We start from the raw sequence: 23,176 nt of genomic DNA on the forward strand, positions 1-23,176 counted from the left end.
GTTACAGAATTGCGGTTTCCAAATTCAACCCTGTCACATAGTCGGGCGCACCATTTTCGGCGCGCCAGAGGCAATACGTTGCCATGCGCCACGCATACCACGGTTTGAGCTGTAGATAGCGCGCGACGATTTCGGGTCTGCCGTAGGCGGAAAGAAACTGGTCTTCCTCTTTCTTCGACAGCGGTGAGCCTCGGTAAAGTTGCTGCATCGCAGGCGACAAAAAGAGCGCAAGGTCTTCGCAAGGATCGCCAAGGGCTGGGCATTGCCAGTCGATCAAAGTCAGACCACCGGTCGCCACCAGGATGTTACCTGCCACGGGGTCGCCATGGATCAGACAAGTCTGTTCCGTAGGTGTGACAGAGGTTGAAGGTTGCAAATCTGCGAGTTTGCCACGCGTGTTTGACGTACAGCCCTGCAGAATTCTGTTTCCATGAGCTCGCAAGTCTTCGCTGCCATTGCATCCGACTGGCGCCTGGACGGCGATGGACAGGGAATGAAGCTTGCGCAGCAAGGCACCGACCTGGGCTGACCCCTGCCGCCAGGGTGCTCCCGGTGCGTGGTCGTAAAACACCCAACTGGCTTCATTGTATTGCCCTGTGGCACGCAGCCTTGGCACGAAACCAGTGGTGCCAAACGCCTTCAGGCATTGGACTTCCAACTCTGCATCATTTCGAAACAATGGATTGCGCAATGCTGTGCTGTAGAGTTTCAGGACCTTGTCGCTTGCGCGGCCCTTGACCTTCCAGACCCTGTTGGTGCGCCCGCCGTACAAGGTCTCGAACCGAGGATGTGCGTTGACCAATGCTTGCGCATGGAGATGGTCAACCAGATCTCGAGGGGGGGCAGACAGGTTGGGCAGAGGTTCCATCACTTTTTCTGGCGAGTCGATTTGCCAAGCTTTGGCCTGTCCGGCCCGGTAGATCAAGCACCAGTTCTGACCGCAGTGACATGAGTTGCGGGAATTACCTGACCGCCTTGCAGGGTCAATAAAACAGCATCGACGCCTACCTGTGCTTCGATGACGCGACCGTAGGTGGCGACAGGTTTCTCGGAGAGCAACTCATCGCCTTTGTAGCATTCAAGGGTTGCAGTGTAGTTGCCTGATGCCATTGGATTGCCTGAAGAATCCACCCCCGCCCAAACAAACTCCTCAGTCGTCGTGGGCACAGTGACTTTATCGATCACCGTACCGTCACTGTCGCGGATCACCAATTTGGTTGCGTCCGCATCAGGGTCGGCCTGAGCAAACAGTGTCACCGGCTGGCCTTCAAAGTGAAAGGCCGAGGTTGAGCGGACGTCCATGCCCACCCAGCTTGCAAGTTCGTTCAGTTTCGTACCGCCCAATGCGTTGGCCAAGGTGGACAAGAGGTCATTGGTCTGGACTTGTTGCTCGACCATCGAGAACTGCGCCAACTGAGACGCATACTCGGTCGAATCCATCGGCTCCAACGGATCCTGATTCTTTGCCTGCGCCGTTAGCATCAGCAAGAATGTCTCAAAGTCCGAAGTAATCGCAGACTTCTGTGATGCCCCGGCCTTTTGTTGATCCGCAACGGGCTGCGTGGTGTTGACAGGCGTAATCATTGGTCAAAACCTCATGTCGATGCCCCGGCCCGAGGCCAGATTCTGTGGATGGGAAGTTGTGCGATCGATCCGTTCGTGCGGCGCAGCTTCTGAACGTGATGGGGATTGGGTGTCTGGGTCGTCTGCACCCTTTTGATGTGCGCCAGAACCCCAAGAGGTTCCCAGATCAAAGCTCAGATCCCCATAGCCCAGTTTCTGAAACTCTTCTGTCAGAACAGATAAATGACGTCGCATTAATTCGAGGGTTTCCGGACGCTCGGTCGCAATAGTGATTTGCAGGCCGTCCTCCCGGCCATTCAGAACAATGGAAACACGCCCAAGCTCTTCCGGATTCAGCGCAATTTCCGTTGCTCCTGATCCGGTACGTGTCTGGACCGCTGCTGCCAGCTGACCAGCCATCGCCCGGGCGATTTCTGCTCGGGCGGCAGAAGACGGACTCGTGAGTTGAGGCACAGAATCGCGTGAGGTCAGCGGCAAAGGTTCCTCTCTGGCGGCATGCAGGGCCTCAGCCTCGACAACGGGTGCCACCGGTTCGAATTCAACAGCAGTTGCCATCAGCTGAAGCTGCGCCACCGAGGGCGCCCGGTTAGGCGTTGGTGGTTTAGGCGTGAGAATGTTCACTTCGGGCAACAGTTTCTTTTCAGGGTCCAGAGGACGCGGGATGCCCCCCATTTGTTCGACCGTGCCTTTGGTTTTTACCAGCTGATCAAACACTTGGCCTTTTTCGGTCATGTTTGTCATTTGCGCAGGTTGGGGCGTCGGATCCTCCGCCTTCTGCGAGAGCGGCGGAACCGGGAAAGACGAGTCGCTTTGCAGGGACAATCCTTTTGATACCAATACCTGTGGTTGATCCGGTATTTTTGAGGGTGTTTGATTTGCCTCCGCAATCTGAACCGGCACCATCGTTATCTCGTCTAAGCCGGGGGTTTCGAGGAATGCAGAACGGATTTGCTGTTCACCGGTGTGTTCTGAAATCGGGGAGGGATGGGCCGCTGCTGATGCCTCGGCCGTTGTCCCCGGCACAGGCTCGGGCTCCGCTTCGACATTTGTCAGCTCGGAATTGATGGCAGAGTTTTCGCCTTCAGGAAGGCCAGTGGCACCGACCTCTTGTCCGAGGACGTCCTGAAAGCACTCTGGGCCAGTGTTTTGGCCCGGAGCTTTACGAGATGTGGCGGCTTTCTCGGTTGAAGTCGGCGTTGCGTTCGCCAGCGTTAAGGGGTTGGGCATTTTGCTCCGGCTCCGTGTGTCTGGTCGGAACACTGCCTGCAGGAAGTTACGTTTATTTTAACCGCTTTCGCCTTTGATCGAGAAAGTTCGAGGCAAATTCGGAGAAAGCCATGAAGGTTTCCACCCTTCCTCACGTATCTCAATCACCATCATCCCAAACCCGACTGAAAGATGTGACCATAGAGCTGGAAGCCGCGTTTCTAGGTGAAATGCTGAAATCTGCCGGGTTGGGCAAGACCCGCCAGTCCTTTTCTGGTGGCGCAGGTGAAGATCAGTTTTCTTCGATGCTTGTTCAACATCAGGCGCAGCAACTGGCCCGGTCCGGTGGCGTGGGCCTTTCCGAAATTCTGTTCAAGTCACTGATGGAGAAAACCGATGACGTCTAAGGCTGATACAGTGTTGATCAAGTCTTTGGAAGAAGTCCTGGATTTGGAACGTGTCGCACTTGTGCAGGGGGATCTGGACCGTTTGTCCAGCATGGCGCCTGAAAAAGAGAAGCTGATCGGCGCAATCAATGATCTTCAGGTGCTGGAAAGCGAGGCACTGATTCGCGTTCAACAGAAAGCCGAACGTAATCAGGCGCTGCTGAACAGCGCGGCTGAAGGCATCCGAGCAGTCGCCAGCCGAATGGCTGAACTGCGGCGTGTTCGTCAGGAATTCAGCACCTATGGTGCAGACGGGCAGCGGAGTGAATTTACGGTTCGTAACACTGCAAAGCTGGAAAAGCGGGCGTAGGCAGAAGTTTGATTCAAATCCGAAATTTCTGGATTGCGCGTTTTAGCACTCCGTTAGGGGATCGGGTTCAAAAGTGGTGCTGCACCTGAAATCAGCAGGTGGCGCGAACGGCCACGCGGCGCGTCGCACAGGTCAGAAAGACACCAATGCCTGCAAATAGTGCGGGGTGAAAATGGGCAAAATGGCCCGAACGGAAAAGGATGAAAGCTATGTCCAGCATTCTGACAAACAATGGCGCGATGGTTGCGCTGCAAACTCTCAAGTCGGTCAATAAAAACCTGGCGATGACCCAGAACGCAATCTCGACTGGCAAGGACGTCGCAACGGCCAAGGACAACTCGGCAGTATGGGCGATTTCCAAAGTGATGGAGTCGGACGTCAAAGGTTTCAATGCCATCAAGGACAGCCTGGCGCTTGGCGAATCGACCGTCGCCGTTGCCCGAAATGCCGCGGAAACCGTCACTGATCTGCTGACACAGATGAAAGGCAAGATCGTCGCCGCGCAGGAAGACAACGTTGATCGAGGCAAAATCAATGATGACGTGACTGCTCTGAAAGATCAGATCGCGTCCGTTGTCAGCGCAGCGCAGTTCAATGGCCTGAACCTGGTTGACGGCTCTGCCGGTTCCGCTTCGGTTCTGGCGTCGTTGGATCGTGACAATACCGGGGCCGTGACCGCATCGTCGATCACCGTTGCAGGGCAGAACCTGTCAACCGGCGGTTATGTCACCAAGCAGGTCTTTGACGGTTCGACCGGCGCATCGACAGGCAACGATCGCGTTGGCGCAACCATCGACAACGGCGCGACCGCTGCAACGGCGCTCGTCACCGACGAATCCAGCGGTGCCTTTGCTGCCGGCGACAAGGTCGTCGTCGCGATTAACGATCAGGTTGTATCCTATACCGTGTCTGCCGAAGACGCTGCTGCGACAACAACCGGTGATCTGGTTGCCGTTGGATTGAAATCGAAGATTGAAGAGCTTGGGATTACCGGTCTGACCGTAGACTATGACTCAGGCACCGCCGGAACCTTGTCTGTCACCAACGGTACGGGCTCTGACATTTCGTTCTCTGCTCAATTCGTGAATGCCGGTGCAGGTGGTCTGGGCCCGCTGGCCGGTATTGATGTCTCGACCGGCGCGGGTGCGACCGCTGCCCTGGCTGCCGTTGAGTCGCTGATCGATGCTTCGATCGACGCATCAGCTGCTTTCGGTTCCTCCCAAAGCCGGATCGAAACTCAGAAAGAGTTCATCTCGAACCTGTCCGACTCGTTCAAGTCAGGTATTGGCTCGCTGGTCGATGCGGACATGGAAGAGACGTCCGCGCGGCTTCAGGCACTTCAGGTTCAGCAACAGCTGGCAACACAATCGCTTTCGATCGCCAATCAGGCGCCGCAATCGATACTGTCGCTGTTCCGCTAAATCGCGAAACCGGTTGGGGCGCGGTTTTCGCGCCCCATCAATGACTGCCTGAAGACGGTTCTTTGGAAGGATTTCAAGTGACACCACAAGCCTTAGCCCATCAAACCTACGCGCAAACCGCCGCGCCAACGCGGACGCCTCGCGATTCGGAATACGAAGCGATTTCCAGGATCACACGGCGCCTGAAGGCGGCAACTGCACAAAAGGCAACGGACTTTTCGGCATTTGTTCAGGCCATACACGAAAACCGGCGGCTATGGGGGGTGCTGGCAACTGGTGTCGCCGATTCCAATAATGCGCTGCCCAACGACCTGAGAGCCAGAATCTTCTACCTTGCTGAATTCACCGAGCAACACAGCAGCCGAGTTTTGGGAGACGGCGCAACCGTTGAACCGTTAGTGGAAATCAACACAGCCGTACTGCGCGGATTGCGCCAGATGAGGGCATCTTGATGAGCGGTCTGGTCCTGAAGCTTGCCCCGAAAGAAAGGGTTCTGATCAACGGAGTTGTGATCGAGAACGGGGATCGTCGCGGCCGTTTTTCGATCATGACGCCGCAGGCCAATGTACTGCGACTGCGGGACGCGATTCATCCTGACGAAGTGAACACGCCAGTGCGCCGCGTCTGCTATGCTGCTCAGCTTGTATTGTCCGGCGACATGGAGCCGGGGCAAGCGCGTCAGCAACTGTTGCGGCGCGTGGAAGAGCTGAGCCAGGTTTTTACGGACGCTGATAGCCGACGGGTATTGGCCGAAGCCACTGATGCCCTGGTCGCGGAGCATTATTACAAATGCCTCAAATCCCTTCGCTCGCTTCTGCCACGGGAAGAGCGGCTGATGGCTTATCAGCAATGACATTTCAACCAGTCATCCCAAGCGGCGGGATCGTGGGCTGGCGGTTCTTGCAACGTACCTATGTGGGCCAGTTCCAGAGTTTTTCGTCTTCAGCGGTGAATGAGAGAGAGACCAAGTACTTTCTTGACAACATCGGAAAAATTCAATCCGCCAAAGAGCTGGTGTCGGATCGCAGGTTGTTGCAGGTCGCTTTGGGTGCGTTTGGGCTGGAAGGAGATGTGGAAAACCGGTTTTTCATACAGAAAATCCTTGAGGATGGTACTCAGGCGGATGACGCGTTGTCCAATCGATTGGCAGACAAACGATACCGGGAGTTTTCGGATGCCTTTGGATTTGGTCCCGGCGCTGTCCGCAAAACGGCGCTGGCTTCAAACATGGATCAAATCGCTCAGGCCAATTTGACCGCCCGGTTTGAAATTGCTGTTGGCGCATCAGATGAGACGATACGTATTTCGCTCTATGCACAACGGGAGCTTTCGGATCTCGCCAAAAGCGCCTCCAGCGCAGATACAAAGTGGTTCGATCTGATGGGGCTGCCACCCTTACGCAGCATGATGGAAACCGCACTTGGTTTGCCGTCGTCTTTTGCGCAGCTGGACATTGACAAGCAGCTGGTCGAGTTTAAGGACAGGTTGCTCAAACTGACTGGCTCGGAGGATCTGGCACAGTTTTCGAATCCAGACTCCGTTGAGAAACTGACCGACACTTATTTAGCCAGAAGCCAGATTGCCCAGCTTCAGAATACGATCTCGCCAGCGCAGACGGCATTGATCTTGCTGGGAGCTGTTTGAATCGGACGTTCTCGGATCGACTTCGTTGATGGGGCTTAGTCGCGACGGCATCACGTCAATCGAAAAACCTGTTTTTCTTAAGCACTGCAAACGGAAGGCCTCAACCGTTCAGAATCTCATCGGCTGCTGTTCGTAAAGCATAAGATCTGACGGGTTGGGACACATTGTGCAGATTGACGTCGCCCAGCGGCACGGCGTTGGAACAGGCCGGTTCGATGTCTTCGGAAACGACAATGCGGTGCCCCTGCGTCTTGCCGAATTCTCCCAAACGCGCTGCGATGTTCGCGGCCTGACCGATAACTGTGAAGTCAAGGCGTTCACGAGACCCCACATTGCCGTAGGTGACACGCCCATAAGCGACGCCGATTGAACAGTCGCAATGCACGTCTGTGCCTTCTTTGCGCAGCTCACCCAAAGTTTCTACGATTTTGATCGCCGAGCGCTGGGCATTGGTGCGGGCTGCACTGGCATTCTCGTCCGTTGCCGGGAAAACGGCCAGCACAGCGTCGCCGATGAATTTCAGAACTTCTCCGTTATTGTCATGAACAATACCCGAGACTGTTTCAAAGAACTCGTTCAGGAGATTGATATACTCGCCCCGGCCCAGCTTCTCTTCCAGGCTTGTTGAATTGCGCAGATCACAGAACATGATTGCGGCGTCGATCTCATCCCCGTCACCCCGCCTGATTTCGCCGCCCAGCACACGCGCGCCGGTACGTTTGCCGACATAGGTTTCCAGCAGGACCTGCGCGTTTTCGCGCTGCATGAACACTTCGTAGAAACGGGCAATGACAGAGGAACATTCAAATACAAGGCCCAGATTTTCGGTAGTGAACCCGTCCGGGTGATCGCAGGTTAGCGTCAGAACATTGGTGCGCCCGTCGGAGAACGGCAAGGGCATGGCCACGTAATCCGTCGCGCCCTTGGCCCGCAAATCCTCCATGATCGGGAAGCTGTTATGCGGGTTCTCATCGTTCAACCTTTGCCGCACGCCACCCAGACCGTTCGAGACATGTCGCAAAGGGCTGTTGATGAACGCCGGGTGGTCATAGATTTCGTATGTCGGGGCCCGGGTCAGAATCTCGTCTTCATCTTTTTCCCAGATATAGTGCTTTCCCGCGATAAGCGGGTGCAGAGACCAGGCCAGAATGCTCAGCCGTTGTATCGCGATGCCATGCTCCAGCATCTTCTCAGCCAACGCTTTGGTAAAGCTCTCGGGTGTTGTCGCGGTCGAAGCACCACGCATCAGCCAATCGATCAGCGGCCCGCTGATACTACCGTCATCGGGTTCGCGAAGGTGGATTTCGCCCAAATCGATTTTCGTATAGGCGCCGGGCACAAACCCTATGCAGCCTTGTATGGCCACGCTTTCAGGCAGGGCTTCTTCATAGGCCCAGACAGAATTGGCCAGATTTTCGGAACCCAGATTGATGTCGTGGTAAGTGGCAGTGCCTTTGAACGGGCAGAATGTTTGCAGGTCTGTTTCTTCGCTCAGATCAACACAGACATCCGCGCGGGGAACATAGATCGTGGGGGGCAGGCGCGTTTCATACATCACCTTGGCATTTGTACTTTCAGCCAAAAGCACATCGTTTCGGTAAATGGCAATTCTGCCATTCAGCGATTCAACCGATATTCCATACCCATTGATCTTTGGTGCGGCGTGGACGTTCACATGCGACCTCCCTTGCCTGGGGTTGTTCTAGAATGGGGCTTTGCATCGCACATTCCAAGAGGCGGCGAAGGGAAAAGTGCCAAGGCATACGGTCACACAGCAAGGCTCAGACCATCTGTATGACGTCTTTTTCGATGGACAGCATATAGCCTTTTTTGGCGATGTTCTTGACCAGAAGCTCACTGACCATCTGGTTGCCAAGCGCATCCCGCAACCGTTTGATCCGCGTCGCGCCCGCAGCTTCGTCGCAATCGGCTGCATTGCGGCCGGAAATCATGGCTTCGATCTGGGCACCGGACAATACCTCGTCATCCAGCCGGGATTCAGCCAGAACCGACAGGGTTTCCATGGCGGCAGGTGTGAGTTTGAAATCCATGTTGTTGAGGTAGACAGTATTTTCTTCGCGGCTGATCAGCAGGGATGTCACTTGAATGCCGGTGCGTTCGATTTGCGCCATGCGCCGGTTCAGCAGAACCAGCATTACCAGAAAGACCAATGCCGAGACCATCATCGCACTGGCGAAAACCAGCAACACGAAGATCACCATCCGATAACTGGACAGGGTGTCCGCGAAGGCGGTGCCAGACTGGGCCAGAATTTCAAGCAACCGGATTTCAGTTTGCGAGGTCAGATCGGCCTCTACGAACAATCGCTCGACCCGCGCGTTGAATGCGTTGGCGTCGGGCAGGGTCCAGAAAAGGAAAACCGCGGCGGTGATCAGAATGGCGACAATAGCCGCGATGCCCAGCACAACCAGCCTGACACCAGACCGACGCGCATCAGAAACGGAGATAGAATTGTCCGGCATTGCCCTTCCTCTGATCCAACCCTTCCGGCCCGAAAACGGACTGCACTTCAAGCAAGGTCCAGCCTGACGCGCGCAGGCGCTGGGCGATTTCTGCACGGGCCTGGCCCTTATCGCAGTTCGAGACCTGAATGACTCCGTAATGCAGACGCAGTGGATTGTCTTTCTTAGCCTTGTAATCCGCGTAGCAATCCGCGGCAGACGCGGTGGAGCCAAGCGATATCAGGACCGTAAAGGTCAGAGAAGAGAGTATCTGTTTCATAGGCCGCATCCTGCGCATGAGTTACTGCGATATTCAATAACCCAAGGGGTTTGCGGCCTCTGATATCCGATAACACCGGGCGGTTATTGCTTGTCTGAGCCGGCCGCCCCCAATGTCAGGGCAATCAGGACGCGCTCCGTCACACGGTCGCCCAAACACTATGAAGGACACGCATCATGCACAAGAAATTCATCACTTTCATCGTTGTGACCGCCGTTGCAATAACCGGGGTTTCTGCTTCTCAGGCACGGGCTGCTGATGCAAAGGACATTCTTGGCGGGCTGGCTGCCATCGCGATTATCGGTGCCGGGGTTCACTACTATAACAAGGAAAAGAAAAAGGATCGGGCGGCTCGCCACCAGACCTATACCCCTGCACCGTACACGCCGCAGCCCGTGCGCCCGCTGCCGCCGCGCGTGGCGCGATACGATCTGCCCCAGCGTTGCCTTCGTACATTCAACGGGTACTCACAGGATCATCCGTTACTTGGGCCGAAATGTCTCAAGAAGCACTACAAACATGCCAATAGCCTGCCGCAAGAGTGCAAGGTCGGTTTCTGGAACGGCCAAAAGGTCAAGCGGGCGTATGAACCCGCGTGCCTGCGCCAGAAAGGATACCGTGTCGTTTATCAGTAACATCGGTTGAGCAGGAGCGGTGCCAAAGAAGCGCCGTGTGAGAGAGGGCGGTGTGGGCTGCCCTCTCTTTTTTCTTGCGGCGCTGTGCGAAACGCGGTTTTCCAAGGGTATGACAAAACCAGATTTCGAACTTGAGCAGGCGCTGCTGGACCGGGGCCATTTTCGCATCGCGGGTGTGGATGAGGTCGGGCGCGGCCCTTTGGCGGGACCAGTTGTCGCCGCGGCCGTGATCCTGAACCCACAGGCCATCCCCGAAGGGTTGAATGATTCCAAAAAGCTGACGGCCAGACGTCGGGCCGCGCTGGATGCAGAAATTCGACACAGCGCTGAGTTCGCGGTGGCCGAAGCCTCGGTCGCCGAGATTGACGAGATCAACATCCTGAGGGCATCGCATCTGGCGATGGTACGTGCGGTTGAGACGCTGTCGCCGGCACCTGATTTCCTGCTGATTGACGGAAACATGATTCCGTGCGGCCTGAAGATTTCGTCGCAGGCAGTCGTGAAGGGGGATGCACGGTCGGTGTCGATTGCAGCCGCCTCGATCCTTGCGAAAAACTGGCGCGATCAGGTGATGGTGGATTTGGCGCAACAGCACCCGGGATATGGATGGGAAACCAATGCCGGTTATCCGTCAAAACAACACAAGGAAGCGTTGCAAAATCTTGGCGTGACCCCACACCATAGACGTTCGTTCAAGCCGGTGCACAACATCTTGTATCAAGAGTAAATCGTAAGTCGCTGATTCAAAAAAGAAATTGACGGCGAATCGTCTTTGACTCATCCTAGTCTCAACCAAATGAGCGCAAAAGCGCCGTGGACACTTGAGGCAGTGATATGACGACAACCACCAAAAAGGGCGCGAAAGCGCCCCCTTTAAACACGATTCTATCTGGGGACTGCATCGACGTGATGAACAGTCTTCCCGAGGCGTCCGTTGACCTGATCTTTGCGGATCCGCCCTATAATTTGCAGTTGAAAGGCCAACTGCATCGCCCGGATAACAGCCAGGTGGATGCGGTCGACGATCACTGGGATCAGTTTTCCAGCTTCGGCGCGTATGACGAATTCACCCGCGCGTGGTTGAAGGCGGCGCACCGTCTGCTCAAACCAAACGGCGCGATCTGGGTGATTGGCTCTTACCACAACATTTTCCGTGTAGGCTCGGCGTTGCAAGACGCAGGGTACTGGATTCTGAATGACGTTGTCTGGCGCAAATCAAATCCGATGCCCAACTTCCGCGGTAAGCGTTTCACCAACGCGCATGAGACGATGATCTGGGCGTCCAAACGTGAAGGGGCCAAATACACCTTCAACTATGAGGCGCTGAAGGCCCTGAACGAAGGCGTTCAGATGCGCAGCGACTGGGTGCTGCCGATCTGCACCGGGCATGAACGTCTGAAGGATGAAAATGGCGACAAGGCGCATCCGACGCAAAAGCCGGAATCTTTGCTTCATCGCGTACTGATCGGGTCGACCAATCCCGGCGACGTGGTGCTGGACCCGTTCTTCGGCACCGGCACCACTGGTGCGGTTGCCAAGATGCTGGGCCGTGAATTCATTGGCATCGAGCGCGAGGAAAGCTATCGCAAGGTGGCCGAGAAACGTATCGCCAAGGTGCGCAAGTTCGACCGTGAGGCTCTGGAAGTAAGTGCGAGCAAACGTGCCGAGCCGCGTGTTCCGTTCGGGCAGCTGGTCGAGCGCGGCATGCTGCGCCCTGGCGAAGAGCTGTATTCCATGAACCAGCGCCACAAGGCCAAGGTTCGCGCCGATGGCACGCTGGTCGGCGACAACGTCAAAGGCTCGATTCATCAGGTAGGCGCTCATCTGGAAAATGCGCCGTCCTGCAATGGCTGGACCTATTGGTGCTTCAAGCGCGACGGCAAAACGGTTCCGATCGATGTCCTGCGTCAGCAGATCCGGGCCGAGATGAACTGATTTCAAGAACACCGCCGGTGCCTGTGGCCTGACACAAGGCACTACGCCTTGCCCCGCCGATCCTACGGCGGGGTCTTTTGTTTTTGGATCAACAGTGATTGCATGAAGACAACCCTGACACTGCAAGAAAGATCACGGCCATGACCGAGACAACCGCGCAGCCCCGCCGCAGTCTGTTTTTCACGGAACCTGACACGTTCGATCTGGACAACAAGTACACGGAGGCCGCGTTAGAGCGGCACAAGCGCGAAGGGCTTGAACTGGCTGTACGCGCGCGCTGGGTGGCAATGGCCCTGACCGGGGCTCTGCTTATTTTTCTGAACCCGCAATGGGATGTGCTGTGGTATCATTTCATCCTGCTGCTGATCTGTGCCAATGGATGGCTGATCCGTAGCGCGGGCCGGGTGGGGCAATCCCGGGTCGAGCTTCTTTTGATCTTTGTTGATCTGTTGATCATGACCCTTGGGATGATCGTACCCAACCCGTTCAGCGATGATGTCCGGCCGCTGGCCATGCAATATCGGTTTGACAACTTTCAGTATTTTTTCGTCATTCTGGCGGCTGGAACCTTGGCTTATTCCTGGCGTACGGTGATTGCCATCGGTTCGTGGACGGCAATGATGTGGACGATCGGTTGGATCGTCGCCTGGTGGGTGGCCACGCCTATTCCGGAGATCAGCGAAAAGGTTGCAGAGGCCTTGCAGGGCTACCCGGATGTCGCCGAGCTGTTGGATCCCAACAGTTTCATGATCCCTCAACGTATTCAGCAGGTTATCGTGTTCATGATGGTTGCAGTAACGCTGGGCATCTCGATGCGGCGACTCAATCAATTGTTGATGAACAACGCGGGGCTGGAAAGGGAACGGGCCAATCTGTCACGGTATTTCTCGCCCAATGTGGTAGATGAGCTCAGTCAGAATGATGAACCGCTGAAACAAGTCCGTAAAGCGGATGTGGCCGTTCTGTTCATCGATATTGTCGGGTTCACCAAATACGCCGCCGGACGGGATCCCTATGAGGTGATCGAGGTGCTGCGCGGGTTTCATGCCCGTATGGAAACCGAGGTATTCCGGCACCATGGGACATTGGACAAATATCTGGGCGACGGTTTGATGGCGACCTTTGGCACGCCGGTGCCAACGCCGCTGGACGCGAGCAATGCCCTGGAATGCGCCCGTGCGATGGTGGGTGGAATCGACCGTTGGAATCTGGAACGCCGCAGGGCCGGAGAGCCCGAAATCCATGTCGGCGTTGGGGTGCATTACGGCTCGGTCGTACTTGGGGACATCGGTGCCAACCGGTTGGAATTCGCGGTGATTGGCGATGCGGTCAATGTGGCTGCCAAGCTTGAAGCGCTGACGCGAGATTTCAAGGCACGTGTCATTGTCAGTGATGCCGTGCGCCTGCGAGTTGCGGAAGAAAATCCGTCGATGTCGGAGGCCATGGCCGGTTTTGTCGCCTATCGCGACCAATCCGTTCGAGGGGTCGAGGCACCTATGGATGTCTGGGTGATGAAAAGCTGAGGTCCTCCCGCCCTTCAGAACCGCATCGAGGATGCGGTGCAGACAGTTGGGCCAAGCAGCGCGCCTGTGCGCGCTGCGGTCACGCTTTGGGCATCGGGTTCAGAGATTTGTTGTAGGGGTGCCAGTCGGTGATCTCGGGATAATAGTGGCGTTGCCACGCGCGAACGCGCGGGTTCATGACCCGCCGCCACAGCGGAGGGATCATCGCGGCCACGGTCATGACGGGATAGCCATAAGGTAATTGCGGGGCTGTGTCTGACGCGTGATGTTGCAGCAGCGGAAACCGGCGGTTGGGTTTGTAATGGTGGTCCGAATGGCGCTGAAGGTTGATCAGCAACCAGTTCGACGCTTTCTGCGAGGCATTCCACGAATGGCGTGGCAGGACATGCTCGTACCGTCCGTCGCCCAGGTGTTTTCGGGTCAGGCCGTAATGTTCCACGTAGTTGACCAGCTCGAGCTGCCAGATCGCGACACCAGCCTGTAGCAGAAACAGCGCCACGCCGGACCATCCTCCGATCAGGCCGGCCAGTACCAGCATCCCACCCTGCAGCGCCCAGTACCGCCAGAACGGGTTTGATCGATCTGTCCACGGTCTGTCGATGCGGGCTAGCTTGTCGCGCTCGGCGCTGAAGGCCGAAACCCAGCATTGCCACAGAACGCGGGGATAGAAGCGATGAAACCCTTCGTTGTAGCGCGCCGTTACCGGATCGCGCGGGGTGCCGACATGGCGGTGATGGACCAACAGGTGCTCGGACCGAAAATGAGAATACAGCACCATGGCAAGAAGGATGTCACCCAGCCAGCGTTCCAAGCGGCTTTTCTGGTGCATCAACTCGTGGCTGTAATTAATCCCAATCGTGCCCGAAATGACGCCCATGCCAAAGAAGAGGCCGATTTTCTCAAGCGTTGACAGATGGGTGTTGTGGGTTGCGTACCAGATCAGACCAAAAAGGGTGATGAACTGGATCGGGACCCAGAGTTTTGTCAGCAAAATGTACCATTGCAGCGCCGTGTCAGGTGCCTCGGGGTCGGCGTTTTGAGTGTTGAGCCCGGTGATCCGGTCCATCACTGCAAAGACCCACCAGGTTGCGGCAGGAACCAGCAGCAGTGACCATCCACCGGTAGCAGCTGAAAACCAGACCAGCGGAACCAACAGCAGCGACACCCAGAAAGGAGATGCAGATTGCCAGCGGGACAATGTGCCTGTTGCGATCATCTTTTCTGCTCCGACTTTATGGGCATACCCTAGCCATGACCCGAAGACTTGCACAGCGGACTTATTGTCCTCTCCACAGATCAAAGATCTTTCGCATCACTGTTGGCAGGTCGCTGGGTCTGAAGCTGTGCTTGTCTACCACGGTCAGATGTTTGGGTACGTCCTTAGGGACGGCATCCGTGCTCCAGATCCGCAGAATCAGGTGGAAATGTGTAAACGTGTGGCGCACTTCGCCCGGCAAGATTTTCCATGTCGCAGGGAACGGGGCACGTTCGGTGGGGTCATCGTTCCATTCTGATCCGGGCCAACCCAGCATTCCGCCCAGCAGACCTTTGTCAGGCCGGCGTTCCAGCACCATGGCACCGTCTGCCATACGCGCGACATACACGTGCCCATAGCGGGTTGGCTTGGGTTTTTTGGGTGCTTTTCTTGGCAGGTCGGCTTGGGTTCCTGCGACGCGACTCTGGCAGGGTTCACGCAGGGGGCAGATGCCGCAAGCCGGTGACTTCGGCGTGCAGATGGTGGCCCCCAAGTCCATGACCGCCTGCGCGTAATCGCCAGGGCGTGAGGTCGGAGTCAGAGCCGACGCTTTTTCTTTCAGCACGGGTTTGGAGCCGGGCAACGGGTCGTGAATGTCATAGAACCGGGCCATGACCCGTTCGACATTTCCGTCCAGCACGGTTTCGGGCTGATCGAATGCAATGGCCGAGATCGCAGCCGCTGTATAGGGGCCAATGCCGGGTAGTTCCAGCAGGGCTTCAAAGTTGTCGGGAAACCGGCCATCGTGATCCTGCGTGACAGCACGCGCGCATTTCAACAGATTGCGGGCGCGAGCGTAGTAGCCAAGCCCGGCCCATTCTCCCATGATCTGTTCGTCCGGTGCGGCGGCCAGGGCCTGAACCGTGGGCCAACGGGTGGTGAAACGCAGGAAATAGTCACGCACCGCCGCAACTGTTGTTTGCTGTAGCATCACTTCGGACAACCAGACCCGATACGGGTCCGGACGTATGCCGGCGGCGCGATCCGCCGGACCCGTGCGCCATGGCATTTCGCGGGCGTGGCGGTCGTACCACTCCAGCAACGCATCACTGACGGTCAATTCAGCAGAGTCACGCAAGTTTTATCCATCTCCCTGTCGGGTTTCTCTGGCACCCGGTGCCCTGCTCAGTACAATAGAGGTGTAGGAGCTGGAAACCAGATGCAACGCAGACGTTCTTCGACCCGTGGGTTCAAACGCACCGCGTCCTTGCTTAACGATCAGATCAGGCGCGCCGGGGAAAGCCGGGGTTTTGCCGTCTCTCGGCTTTTGACCCATTGGGCCGAGATCGTCGGCCAGGAAATCGCCGCCATCGCACGCCCGGTCAAAGTGGGTTATGGCAAGGGCGGTTTTGGTGCGACCCTGACCGTTCTGACGACCGGACCACAGGCTCCGATGCTGGAAATGCAGAAGGAACAGCTTCGCGGCAAGGTGAATGCGGTCTATGGCTATAACGCCATCAGCCGCGTCCGCATTACCCAGACCGCTCCGACCGGATTTGCCGAGGGGCAGGCCAGTTTCGACCACAAGCCGAAGCAGGCTAAACCCAAGATTGCGCCTGACATTGCCGCCGAGGCTGACAAAGTGTCACGCAATGTAAATGATGAAGATTTGCGCGCGGCCCTTGAACGTCTCGGGCGCAACGTTTTATCCAAACAGAAACGCTAAGAAAGGGCTGAGAATGAGCCGTATTGCAACCGTAATCTGTGCGGCTGTCGCCGTAGCCGCTGGCGGCTATTGGCTGACACAGTCGAACACCAACGTCTCCCTTCCGCTGGTCAGTGCTGCCGAAGCGCAGGAGGCAGACCTGGATACTTCGACGATCGTCGATATGGTCCAGGGCGCTGAGGATGCGCCTGTCGAAATCATCGAATATGCATCCTATACCTGCCCGCATTGCGCAAATTTCCACGCAGGCGCCTATAAGCAACTCAAGAAAGACTTCATCGACACCGGCAAGGTCAAATTTACCTACCGTGAAGTCTATTTTGACCGCTACGGCCTTTGGGCATCGATGGTGGCCCGCTGCGCCGGCCCCGAGAAGTTCTTCGGTATCACAGACCTGATCTACGAAGGGCAAGCCGAATGGTCACGTGCTGGTGGTCCGGCCGAGATCGTGGACGAGCTGCGCAAGATCGGTCGTCTGGCCGGTATCGATGGCGACCAGCTTGAGGCTTGCCTGCAAGATGGCACCAAGGCGCGGACATTGGCTGCGTGGTATCAGGAAAACGCCGAACGTGATGGCATCCAGGCGACTCCGTCGTTCCTTGTGAACGGCAAGAAAGTCGACAACCAGTCCTACGCTGACTTCAAAAAGCTGATCGAAGACGAATTGGGTGGCTAACTACCCTTTTCCGGTTGGCCCTGTCTGGGCCGACCGGGCCTATTTTGGTGAAAGTGCTGCGTTCAGCAGCATTTCCCTGACCTCGTCAGCTTGGCCAATATACAATCGAACGGGCAGAGTGATAACTTTGCTCCGAAAGGCCGGAGGCAGGCGTACGGCATCTTTCTCAGTTGTGATCATCTGAGCACCTAGCTGGCGCGCCTCGTTTTCCAGTCGGGTCATCAGGGCCTGAGTCAAGGGCTGGTGATCATCCAGAGCTTCGGCGCGGACCAGCTCCACGCCTAGCTGCCGCAGGGTTTTGAAGAATTTCTCGGGATGGCCGATACCAGCAAATGCCAGACCGCGTGTTCCGGTCCAGTCCATGCCTGTATTCAGGGGTTCGATTGCACCAGTGACATGGGGAACGGACAACTTGTCGCCCCACTGATCGGTGAAAGCCTGTTGCGCAGCCTCATCGCCCAGAGACAACACAAGGTCGGCCCGTTTCAACCCGATGTCGACCGGTTCCCGCAGCGGACCGGCAGGCAGACACAAGCCGTTTCCGAACCCGCGTTGTGCATCCACAACAATGATCGAGAAATCCTTGGCAACCGAGGGATTCTGAAAGCCGTCATCCAGAACAATTACCGAGGCCCCGGCCCCGGCAGCTGCACGGGCGCCTGCCGCCCGATCTTTGGCAACCCAGACTTCGGCGAACATCGCCAGAAGCAGCGGCTCGTCCCCAACTTCGGCAGCAGTGTGCTTGGCCGGATCAACCCGCACCGGCCCCTCCAAAGAGCCTCCGTGCCCCCGCGTGACGACATGTGGTTCATGCCAGCCATTTCTAAGTTGTTCGAGAGTCCAGATCACCGTGGGCGTCTTCCCGGTTCCACCGGCATTGAGGTTGCCGATACAGATCACTGGCACACCGGGTTTTTCACCGGTCTCCGAGGCGATCCTTCGCGCGGTTGCCGCTGCATAAAGGCGTCCAAAAGGCGCCAGCAGACGCGCCCTCAGATCCGGTTGGTCCGGGGTCGTGTTCCAGAAATCAGGTGCCCGCATGATCCGCACTCCGCTGATCCAGAATATCCTGCACCAATTCGATCAGGGCGTCAGCCTGTGGTGCGCCTTCGGTTAACAATTTCCATCCCGCCAACGCCATGTCGGCCGCATGATCCGGGGCCAGAAGCTGCACAACGGCGTCGCCCAGTTCGGTCGCCGTTTTAACCTCTTTGGCAGCGTTCACTTGTTGCAGGCTGGAATAGAATTCCTGATGTCGATGCACATACGGTCCGAACATGATCGCAGACCCCAGCGCGATTGCTTCGGACGGGTCTTGACCGCCCGCTCCGCGTTCAAGCGAACTGCCCATGAAGGTCACTGCTGCCATGCGATGCCACAGGCCCAGATTTTCGGGGTCCGATGTCAGGACCACCTGAGTGGTATCTTCAATCAGATCCCCTTCATCCCAATTGACGCAGCGCAGGTCCATCGATTCCAATCGCCGTCTTAACGGCATCACTTCCGGCTCATCTGCGACGTGCAGCACCAGAACCAGCCGATGCAGCATCCGCAGCGCCTGACGGTGGGCTGTCAGGACCGAGATAAATTCCTTGTCCTGAACCCATGCCGCCAACCAAACCGGGCGCCCCGCAAGCGTGTGAGTGGTTTCAATAAGCTCGTCTTCCGGCCAGGGCCGGGGGTCGGGGCTGATCCGCAAAGGCGGTGATTCCGCAACTTTTCCGGATTGAATGCCGAGACGGCGGATCTGTCGCGCCGTCTGGGCGGATGGCGTAAGAATCTTGCGGAAACAGTCAAAGGTCACCCGTGTGATGTCCGGCAGCCAGCGGGCGTTTCGGGACAGTGTGACGCTGAACTGAGCGTCGAACAAGACCAGCGGGATCGCCTGTTCGTCAGCGCGCGTGATGATGTTGGGCATCAGGTCGCCACCGACCCACACCCCCATGTTCGGACGCCAGTATTCGACAAACTCGCGGGCTGCTCCACTCTGTTCCTGCGGCAAGTTGATCAAAGGGAACTTGCAATCCGGCCAGTTGGACAAATCCTCATCCGGGGGGACTGTGAGCAGGAAATTCAGATTGGCCCTGACCTGCAGCAACCGACGGCAGAAGTCGGTCACTGCCCGAAGTCGATCCGGAGTGGCAACCTGTATCCATACCAACTCTCCTTCGGGGCGCGGCATTTTGGATTGCGGCGCAACCCCGTTGCGCATCCCCCATGACAACACCCTGTAGGCGGCCAGGCTGAGCGAGCGCGGTTTGCTCATGTTCCGATTCCCGGCCCGGCCGGGTCCAGCAATGCGGACAGTTGCTGGTGAATCGCGGTGCTGGCTGCGATCACGCCGTTCAGCCTGGGGTGCGCATTGTTGAAGATCAGCTGTTGACCCGTACGGTCCGAACAGATTCCGCCTGCCTCTTGAATGATCAGGTCGCCTGCGGCAATGTCCCATTCCCAACTGGGGCGAAGGGTCAGCATGCCATCGAACCGTCCCTGTGCAACCAAAGCCATGCGATAGGCAAGCGACGGGCGGTACGCGCGTTCGAACTCTGGTGCCTGCGCGTTGCGCCAATGCCGTGCGTCAAGGTTGGGCTTGGCGGCCAGAATTTCTGATTGCAAAAGCTCTGCGGTAACGGAGGTCGTGATCGTCTCACCATTGAGAGTCGCGCCCTGACCCTGTGCCGCCGTGTACAGCAAATCCCGCATCGGCAGGTAAATGACCGCCGCCGTCACCACGCCGTCATCGGCGACGGCTATGGAATGTGCCCAGGTGCGCGCGCCTTCTGCAAAGCTTCGGGTGCCGTCGATCGGATCGATGATGAAAGTGTTGCTGCGGTTCAGCCGGTCGGGTGAGTCTTCGGATTCCTCACTGAGCCAGCCATAGCCCGGCCGCGCTGAACACAACCGCTCCTCCAGCATCGCGTTGACAGCAAGATCCGCTTCGGTCACTGGCCCGGCGCCGTCAGGCTTGTCCCAGCGCTGTGCTTGCGTGCCGGAATAGCGTGTGGCGATCTTGCCGGCCTCCAGCGCCGCCTCGATCAGCAGGGGCAGGTCAGTTGCCGGCAAGTGTCATTCCTTCGATTAGAAGCGACGGAACCACGCGCGACAGATACGGGCGGGCATCATTCGCCGGAATGATCCTGCGCAGCATGTCCCGTAGATTGCCCGCAATGGTGCATTCATTGACCGGATGCGTGATCTCGCCACTCTCGACCCAGAACCCCGATGCACCTCGGGAATAGTCACCGGTATTGGGGTTGATCGTCGATCCGATCAAGGATGTGACCAACAACCCGGTTCCCATATCGCGCAGCAGATCGGCACGGCTGTGATCGCCTTGTGTCAGCCTCAGGTTCCAGTTGCTGGGAGAAGGCGGGCCCGAGACCCCGCGTGCAGCGTTACCCGTGGATGCCATATCCAGTTTTCGCCCGCTTGACAGGTCCAGCGTCCACCCGGTCAGGACGCCGTTTTCCACGATTGCCCGGCGTTGTGTCGGCAAACCCTCGGCATCAAAAGGGCGCGAGCCCGAGATGCGTGGCCGATGCGGGTCTTCGATCAGAGACAGGTGCACGGGCAGAACGTCCTGCCCCAGACAATCCTTGAGCCAGGATGCGCCCCGCGCGATTGCCGCACCATTGCTGGCGGCCAAAAGGTGGCCGATGAGCGAAGATGAGATTCGTTCGTCAAAGAGCACGGGAAAATTACCCGTTTCAGGTTTGCGCGCACCAACCTGTTGCACGGCGCGTTCACCTGCAGTGCGACCGATCTCATCCGCGCTGCGCAAGTCGGATTGGAACGTCCGGCTGTCGCCGTCATAGTCCCGTTCCATCCCGGTGCCTTCGCCCGAGATCGCAACACAGGATATCGACCGGCTACTGCGTTCATATCCGCCGGTAAACCCGTTTGTGGCGGCCAGATGCACACGGTGGGTTCCATAGCTTGCAGCCGCATCTGACACTTGGGTAACGCCGGTAACGGCCAGCGCTGCGGTCTCGGCCGTCAGAGCATCCTGCATCAGGGCTTCGGCAGACGGGGACGGGGCAGGGTCTGTCAATTCCAGTGACTCTATGTCCCAGTCTGTGACCAGCTGGTCCTTGTCAGCCAGCCCGGAAAACGGATCTTCGGGGGCTTCCTTGGCCATCGCAACGGCTCGTTCTGCCATTGCACGCAAGGTATCCGGCCGGCCGTCGGAACTGGACACAATGGCAGATCGTTTGCCCAGAAACACCCGCAATCCCAAATCAGTGCCTTCCGAGCGTTCGGCATGTTCCAGCGCCCCGCCCCGCACTTCGACCGAAACAGAGGATCCGTCGAGAACGATGGCATCCGCCGCGTCCGCGCCTGCCTTGCGGGCCGCGTCAAGCAAGTGCTGGCTGATTTCTTCTGGTGTGCGGGTCATGAGGCCTCCGGGTTGGTTGCCAAGGACCTAGCCTTGGACTGCCCGTCTCGCAAGACCTGTGACCAGATTGTATGTTGAGGATCGCGGTGAACCCGTGCCGTTTCAGAGGTTTGTGCAAGGGTCGGCAGGACGGAGAAAGGGCCGCATGTCGCGCGGCCCTTTCCTTTGATTGTCACTTGATACGCTGACCATTCGCCAGGATCTGACCGTCTTCGGTGAACTCGATCTTCGAGTTCAGAGTGTCCGGTTCTTCGCCCGGAACAGCCATCAGACCCATCATCATACGGGCACCCAGCGCGTCTTCGTCCGAGATGATTCCCATGCCGATCAGGGTGTCGATCAACTGGTTGGCTCCAACCAGTTGCAGGTTCGCCACGCCGCTTGGGCTGGGCAGGCCATCAAACTCTTCGGTATTGGTGTTGTCGAAAGCAAAATCACCGTCACCGGTCAGTTTGGCGCCAACCAGCGAAACCAGCAGGTCGTTGATCTTCAACGAGTGCAGTTCTCCCGGCGCTTCGTCGGATTCGACGTCAATTTCAGGATCGAATATGTTCATCAGCACTTTCGCAGTACCCGTCGCATCCAACGCAATCGTCGCAGGATCACGCGGCAGTGCGCCCGCAGGATCGAAAATGCCCCACAATATATCCGACATGGTGAAATCAGTCAGGTTCAGCCCAAAGCCGAAGGGTTGAACCTCGTCCGATTGCTGGATGGGGAATTCGAAGTTCAGGCCAGCCTTGGCCATCGAAAGCTCGATCGGGAACGGCAAGCCCGCCGTGGTAACGGCCATCTTCGTGCTGTTCTGGTCAATGTCATAGACGATACGCTCCGCATCGATGCTGGCTGCAAATCGCCCGCCTTCGGATGTGCTGTTCATCGAGAACGCCTGACCTTCGCTGGTCCCGCTCAGATCAGTGCTGCCGGAAGCATAGGTGAAGGTGCCGTCAAACGAGAAACCAGCCTTGTAAAAGGCTTCTGGGTCCGAAAAGTCAAAATCCGGGGGGATCACGTTGTTGCCTTCAAATGCCAGTTGATCCAGTTGACCGTTGATCAGCCCGTTTTCGCCGCTTTCAGGATCCTGAAAGTTCAAATCATAGGTTAAAGTGGCTGCGTTGAAGGTCTGGCTGATATTGCGATTATCGCCGATCTGCATCCGCGAGCTGCCGGACAGATCGCTTGCTTCAGCATTTATGCCAAAGACTTCATTCGGCAAAGGCTGGCCGTCGACCTCAATCGAGTCCAGTTTCACCCCCAGCTGGTCAGCCGTGTAATCATAGGTCATGTCTTCTGGCGTGCCTGAAACGACCATGTTCAGTTGGCTGTGGGAATAGGTGACGGTGGCCGCAAAATCTTCATCTTCGGCCTGTCCGGTGACTTCCATGGGAAAGCTTTCCGGCAGTCCAATGGTAACGGTCCCGTCATCATTTTCGGTCAGTGTCATTTCTGGCATGACCATCCGAAACTGCCCTTCCTCTTCGGGAAAGGCCACTGAAAGCGTCATGTTTGAAATTGTGGTAACGTCGCCTGCGGTGCTTTCGTCCCCTGTGATGGTGTAACCCATCGAGGTGAAATAACTCTGCCAGTCGGACCAGACATCATTGGCTGACAGGTCGGCAAACGCCCCTTGGGCGGCAACGGCATAAGCCAGAGCAGCGCCGCAACTGCGGCGAAGGAAAACGGACATAAGGTAACCCTTCTTGATCAATTTGTGGCGCATGGTCGGGTTTGCAGCCG

Annotated in this window: 25 protein-coding genes; 12 read left to right on the plus strand and 13 right to left on the minus strand. The window is 57.2% G+C overall.

Annotated elements, in window-relative coordinates; genetic code table 11:
* Position 1 precedes the first annotated feature (1 nt).
* The 3 genes from D1823_RS16685 to D1823_RS16695 are packed head-to-tail and all read right to left on the minus strand — an operon-like array spanning position 2 to position 2,811.
* Positions 2–868: an aminoglycoside phosphotransferase family protein gene (locus D1823_RS16685; RefSeq protein ID WP_117872949.1), complete on the minus strand. Its 867-nt coding sequence runs from the start codon at positions 866–868 to the stop codon at positions 2–4.
* 53 nt (positions 869–921) lie between these two features.
* Positions 922–1,584 carry a flagellar hook capping FlgD N-terminal domain-containing protein gene (locus D1823_RS16690; protein ID WP_117871977.1) on the minus strand — a complete coding sequence of 221 codons (663 nt, stop codon included), beginning with the start codon at positions 1,582–1,584 and terminating at the stop codon, positions 922–924.
* Between the two features lie 3 nt (positions 1,585–1,587).
* Positions 1,588–2,811 carry a flagellar hook-length control protein FliK gene (locus tag D1823_RS16695; RefSeq protein ID WP_117871980.1) on the minus strand — a complete coding sequence of 408 codons (1,224 nt, stop codon included), beginning with the start codon at positions 2,809–2,811 and terminating at the stop codon, positions 1,588–1,590.
* A gap of 110 nt (positions 2,812–2,921) precedes the next feature.
* On the opposite strand from D1823_RS16695, the gene D1823_RS16700 reads away from it, so the two are divergent.
* From D1823_RS16700 to D1823_RS16725, 6 genes are all read left to right on the plus strand, one after another.
* Positions 2,922–3,197 (plus strand): rod-binding protein, encoded by a 276-nt coding sequence (locus D1823_RS16700; protein ID WP_117871982.1) that lies wholly within the window; start codon positions 2,922–2,924, stop codon positions 3,195–3,197.
* Positions 3,187–3,546 (plus strand): flagellar biosynthesis protein FlgN, encoded by a 360-nt coding sequence (locus D1823_RS16705; protein WP_117871983.1) that lies wholly within the window; start codon positions 3,187–3,189, stop codon positions 3,544–3,546. The genes D1823_RS16700 and D1823_RS16705 overlap by 11 nt, the downstream gene beginning before the upstream one ends.
* Before the next feature lie 209 nt (positions 3,547–3,755).
* Entirely contained in the window at positions 3,756–4,967 is a 1,212-nt protein-coding gene (locus D1823_RS16710; protein ID WP_117871985.1) for a flagellin, read from the plus strand.
* Between the two features lie 77 nt (positions 4,968–5,044).
* On the plus strand, positions 5,045–5,419 hold the full coding sequence (flaF, locus tag D1823_RS16715; RefSeq protein ID WP_117872950.1) for a flagellar biosynthesis regulator FlaF: 375 nt from the start codon (positions 5,045–5,047) through the stop codon (positions 5,417–5,419).
* Complete coding sequence (gene flbT, locus D1823_RS16720; protein ID WP_117871987.1) at positions 5,419–5,820, plus strand: flagellar biosynthesis repressor FlbT; 402 nt, start codon at positions 5,419–5,421, stop codon at positions 5,818–5,820. Before flaF ends, flbT begins: the two co-directional genes overlap by 1 nt.
* Entirely contained in the window at positions 5,817–6,611 is a 795-nt protein-coding gene (locus D1823_RS16725) for a DUF1217 domain-containing protein (protein WP_117871989.1), read from the plus strand. Before flbT ends, D1823_RS16725 begins: the two co-directional genes overlap by 4 nt.
* Positions 6,612–6,711: 100 nt before the next feature.
* Here the strand turns inward: D1823_RS16725 and D1823_RS16730 are convergent, their stop codons facing one another.
* From D1823_RS16730 to D1823_RS16740, 3 genes are all read right to left on the minus strand, one after another.
* Positions 6,712–8,286 (minus strand): DUF427 domain-containing protein, encoded by a 1,575-nt coding sequence (locus D1823_RS16730; RefSeq protein ID WP_117871991.1) that lies wholly within the window; start codon positions 8,284–8,286, stop codon positions 6,712–6,714.
* A gap of 106 nt (positions 8,287–8,392) precedes the next feature.
* Complete coding sequence (locus D1823_RS16735; RefSeq protein ID WP_117871993.1) at positions 8,393–9,094, minus strand: helix-turn-helix domain-containing protein; 702 nt, start codon at positions 9,092–9,094, stop codon at positions 8,393–8,395.
* Positions 9,066–9,353: a hypothetical protein gene (locus D1823_RS16740; protein WP_117871995.1), complete on the minus strand. Its 288-nt coding sequence runs from the start codon at positions 9,351–9,353 to the stop codon at positions 9,066–9,068. Before D1823_RS16740 ends, D1823_RS16735 begins: the two co-directional genes overlap by 29 nt.
* Positions 9,354–9,529: 176 nt before the next feature.
* Here D1823_RS16740 and D1823_RS16745 point away from each other — a divergent pair, with 176 nt between their 5' ends.
* The 4 genes from D1823_RS16745 to D1823_RS16760 all read left to right on the plus strand — a co-directional run bounded on the left by D1823_RS16745 (position 9,530) and on the right by D1823_RS16760 (position 13,446).
* Positions 9,530–9,988, plus strand: coding sequence for a hypothetical protein (locus D1823_RS16745; protein ID WP_117871997.1), 459 nt, complete (start codon positions 9,530–9,532; stop codon positions 9,986–9,988).
* A gap of 109 nt (positions 9,989–10,097) precedes the next feature.
* Positions 10,098–10,715 (plus strand): ribonuclease HII, encoded by a 618-nt coding sequence (locus D1823_RS16750; protein ID WP_117872951.1) that lies wholly within the window; start codon positions 10,098–10,100, stop codon positions 10,713–10,715.
* 107 nt (positions 10,716–10,822) lie between these two features.
* The gene (locus D1823_RS16755) at positions 10,823–11,923 is read left to right on the plus strand and encodes a site-specific DNA-methyltransferase (protein WP_117871999.1); all 1,101 of its coding nucleotides are present in this window, start codon (positions 10,823–10,825) and stop codon (positions 11,921–11,923) included.
* A gap of 140 nt (positions 11,924–12,063) precedes the next feature.
* Positions 12,064–13,446: an adenylate/guanylate cyclase domain-containing protein gene (locus D1823_RS16760; RefSeq protein WP_117872952.1), complete on the plus strand. Its 1,383-nt coding sequence runs from the start codon at positions 12,064–12,066 to the stop codon at positions 13,444–13,446.
* Positions 13,447–13,525: 79 nt separating this feature from the next.
* Here the strand turns inward: D1823_RS16760 and D1823_RS16765 are convergent, their stop codons facing one another.
* Together D1823_RS16765 and mutY are read right to left on the minus strand one after the other, a co-directional pair.
* On the minus strand, positions 13,526–14,662 hold the full coding sequence (locus tag D1823_RS16765) for an alkane 1-monooxygenase (protein ID WP_117872000.1): 1,137 nt from the start codon (positions 14,660–14,662) through the stop codon (positions 13,526–13,528).
* 61 nt (positions 14,663–14,723) lie between these two features.
* Positions 14,724–15,779, minus strand: a complete 1,056-nt coding sequence (mutY, locus tag D1823_RS16770; RefSeq protein ID WP_117872002.1) for an A/G-specific adenine glycosylase — start codon at positions 15,777–15,779, stop codon at positions 14,724–14,726.
* An 81-nt stretch (positions 15,780–15,860) separates the two neighbouring features.
* Between mutY and D1823_RS16775 the strand changes: the two genes are divergently transcribed.
* Together D1823_RS16775 and D1823_RS16780 are read left to right on the plus strand one after the other, a co-directional pair.
* Complete coding sequence (locus D1823_RS16775; RefSeq protein ID WP_117872004.1) at positions 15,861–16,367, plus strand: DUF721 domain-containing protein; 507 nt, start codon at positions 15,861–15,863, stop codon at positions 16,365–16,367.
* A gap of 13 nt (positions 16,368–16,380) precedes the next feature.
* Positions 16,381–17,043, plus strand: coding sequence for a DsbA family protein (locus D1823_RS16780; RefSeq protein WP_117872006.1), 663 nt, complete (start codon positions 16,381–16,383; stop codon positions 17,041–17,043).
* A 39-nt stretch (positions 17,044–17,082) separates the two neighbouring features.
* Here D1823_RS16780 and lpxK read toward each other — a convergent pair whose 3' ends face one another.
* From lpxK to D1823_RS16805, 5 genes are all read right to left on the minus strand, one after another.
* A complete protein-coding gene (gene lpxK / locus D1823_RS16785) occupies positions 17,083–18,084 on the minus strand; it encodes a tetraacyldisaccharide 4'-kinase (protein ID WP_117872008.1) in 1,002 nt (333 codons plus the stop codon).
* On the minus strand, positions 18,071–19,309 hold the full coding sequence (locus D1823_RS16790; RefSeq protein ID WP_117872011.1) for a 3-deoxy-D-manno-octulosonic acid transferase: 1,239 nt from the start codon (positions 19,307–19,309) through the stop codon (positions 18,071–18,073). Before D1823_RS16790 ends, lpxK begins: the two co-directional genes overlap by 14 nt.
* A complete protein-coding gene (locus tag D1823_RS16795; protein ID WP_117872013.1) occupies positions 19,306–20,106 on the minus strand; it encodes a 3'(2'),5'-bisphosphate nucleotidase CysQ in 801 nt (266 codons plus the stop codon). The genes D1823_RS16790 and D1823_RS16795 overlap by 4 nt, the downstream gene beginning before the upstream one ends.
* Positions 20,093–21,439 (minus strand): TldD/PmbA family protein, encoded by a 1,347-nt coding sequence (locus D1823_RS16800; protein WP_117872015.1) that lies wholly within the window; start codon positions 21,437–21,439, stop codon positions 20,093–20,095. The genes D1823_RS16795 and D1823_RS16800 overlap by 14 nt, the downstream gene beginning before the upstream one ends.
* 172 nt (positions 21,440–21,611) lie before the next feature.
* Complete coding sequence (locus D1823_RS16805) at positions 21,612–23,126, minus strand: DUF2125 domain-containing protein (RefSeq protein ID WP_117872953.1); 1,515 nt, start codon at positions 23,124–23,126, stop codon at positions 21,612–21,614.
* Positions 23,127–23,176: the final 50 nt, after the last annotated feature.

Origin of the sequence: Ruegeria sp. AD91A, from assembly GCF_003443535.1 — a bacterium.
Classification (GTDB): domain Bacteria; phylum Pseudomonadota; class Alphaproteobacteria; order Rhodobacterales; family Rhodobacteraceae; genus Ruegeria.

Bases quoted from the DNA above. Each gene is read 5' to 3' on its own strand.
- D1823_RS16685 (WP_117872949.1), bottom strand. From the start codon at position 868: ATGGAACCTCTGCCCAACCTGTCTGCCCCCCCTCGAGATCTGGTTGAC.
- D1823_RS16690 (WP_117871977.1), bottom strand. From the start codon at position 1,584: ATGATTACGCCTGTCAACACCACGCAGCCCGTTGCGGATCAACAAAAG.
- D1823_RS16695 (WP_117871980.1), bottom strand. From the start codon at position 2,811: ATGCCCAACCCCTTAACGCTGGCGAACGCAACGCCGACTTCAACCGAG.
- D1823_RS16700 (WP_117871982.1), top strand. From the start codon at position 2,922: ATGAAGGTTTCCACCCTTCCTCACGTATCTCAATCACCATCATCCCAA.
- D1823_RS16705 (WP_117871983.1), top strand. From the start codon at position 3,187: ATGACGTCTAAGGCTGATACAGTGTTGATCAAGTCTTTGGAAGAAGTC.
- D1823_RS16710 (WP_117871985.1), top strand. From the start codon at position 3,756: ATGTCCAGCATTCTGACAAACAATGGCGCGATGGTTGCGCTGCAAACT.
- flbT (WP_117871987.1), top strand. From the start codon at position 5,419: ATGAGCGGTCTGGTCCTGAAGCTTGCCCCGAAAGAAAGGGTTCTGATC.
- D1823_RS16725 (WP_117871989.1), top strand. From the start codon at position 5,817: ATGACATTTCAACCAGTCATCCCAAGCGGCGGGATCGTGGGCTGGCGG.
- D1823_RS16735 (WP_117871993.1), bottom strand. From the start codon at position 9,094: ATGCCGGACAATTCTATCTCCGTTTCTGATGCGCGTCGGTCTGGTGTC.
- D1823_RS16740 (WP_117871995.1), bottom strand. From the start codon at position 9,353: ATGAAACAGATACTCTCTTCTCTGACCTTTACGGTCCTGATATCGCTT.
- D1823_RS16745 (WP_117871997.1), top strand. From the start codon at position 9,530: ATGCACAAGAAATTCATCACTTTCATCGTTGTGACCGCCGTTGCAATA.
- D1823_RS16750 (WP_117872951.1), top strand. From the start codon at position 10,098: ATGACAAAACCAGATTTCGAACTTGAGCAGGCGCTGCTGGACCGGGGC.
- D1823_RS16755 (WP_117871999.1), top strand. From the start codon at position 10,823: ATGACGACAACCACCAAAAAGGGCGCGAAAGCGCCCCCTTTAAACACG.
- D1823_RS16760 (WP_117872952.1), top strand. From the start codon at position 12,064: ATGACCGAGACAACCGCGCAGCCCCGCCGCAGTCTGTTTTTCACGGAA.
- D1823_RS16765 (WP_117872000.1), bottom strand. From the start codon at position 14,662: ATGATCGCAACAGGCACATTGTCCCGCTGGCAATCTGCATCTCCTTTC.
- D1823_RS16775 (WP_117872004.1), top strand. From the start codon at position 15,861: ATGCAACGCAGACGTTCTTCGACCCGTGGGTTCAAACGCACCGCGTCC.
- D1823_RS16780 (WP_117872006.1), top strand. From the start codon at position 16,381: ATGAGCCGTATTGCAACCGTAATCTGTGCGGCTGTCGCCGTAGCCGCT.
- lpxK (WP_117872008.1), bottom strand. From the start codon at position 18,084: ATGCGGGCACCTGATTTCTGGAACACGACCCCGGACCAACCGGATCTG.
- D1823_RS16790 (WP_117872011.1), bottom strand. From the start codon at position 19,309: ATGAGCAAACCGCGCTCGCTCAGCCTGGCCGCCTACAGGGTGTTGTCA.
- D1823_RS16800 (WP_117872015.1), bottom strand. From the start codon at position 21,439: ATGACCCGCACACCAGAAGAAATCAGCCAGCACTTGCTTGACGCGGCC.
- D1823_RS16805 (WP_117872953.1), bottom strand. From the start codon at position 23,126: ATGTCCGTTTTCCTTCGCCGCAGTTGCGGCGCTGCTCTGGCTTATGCC.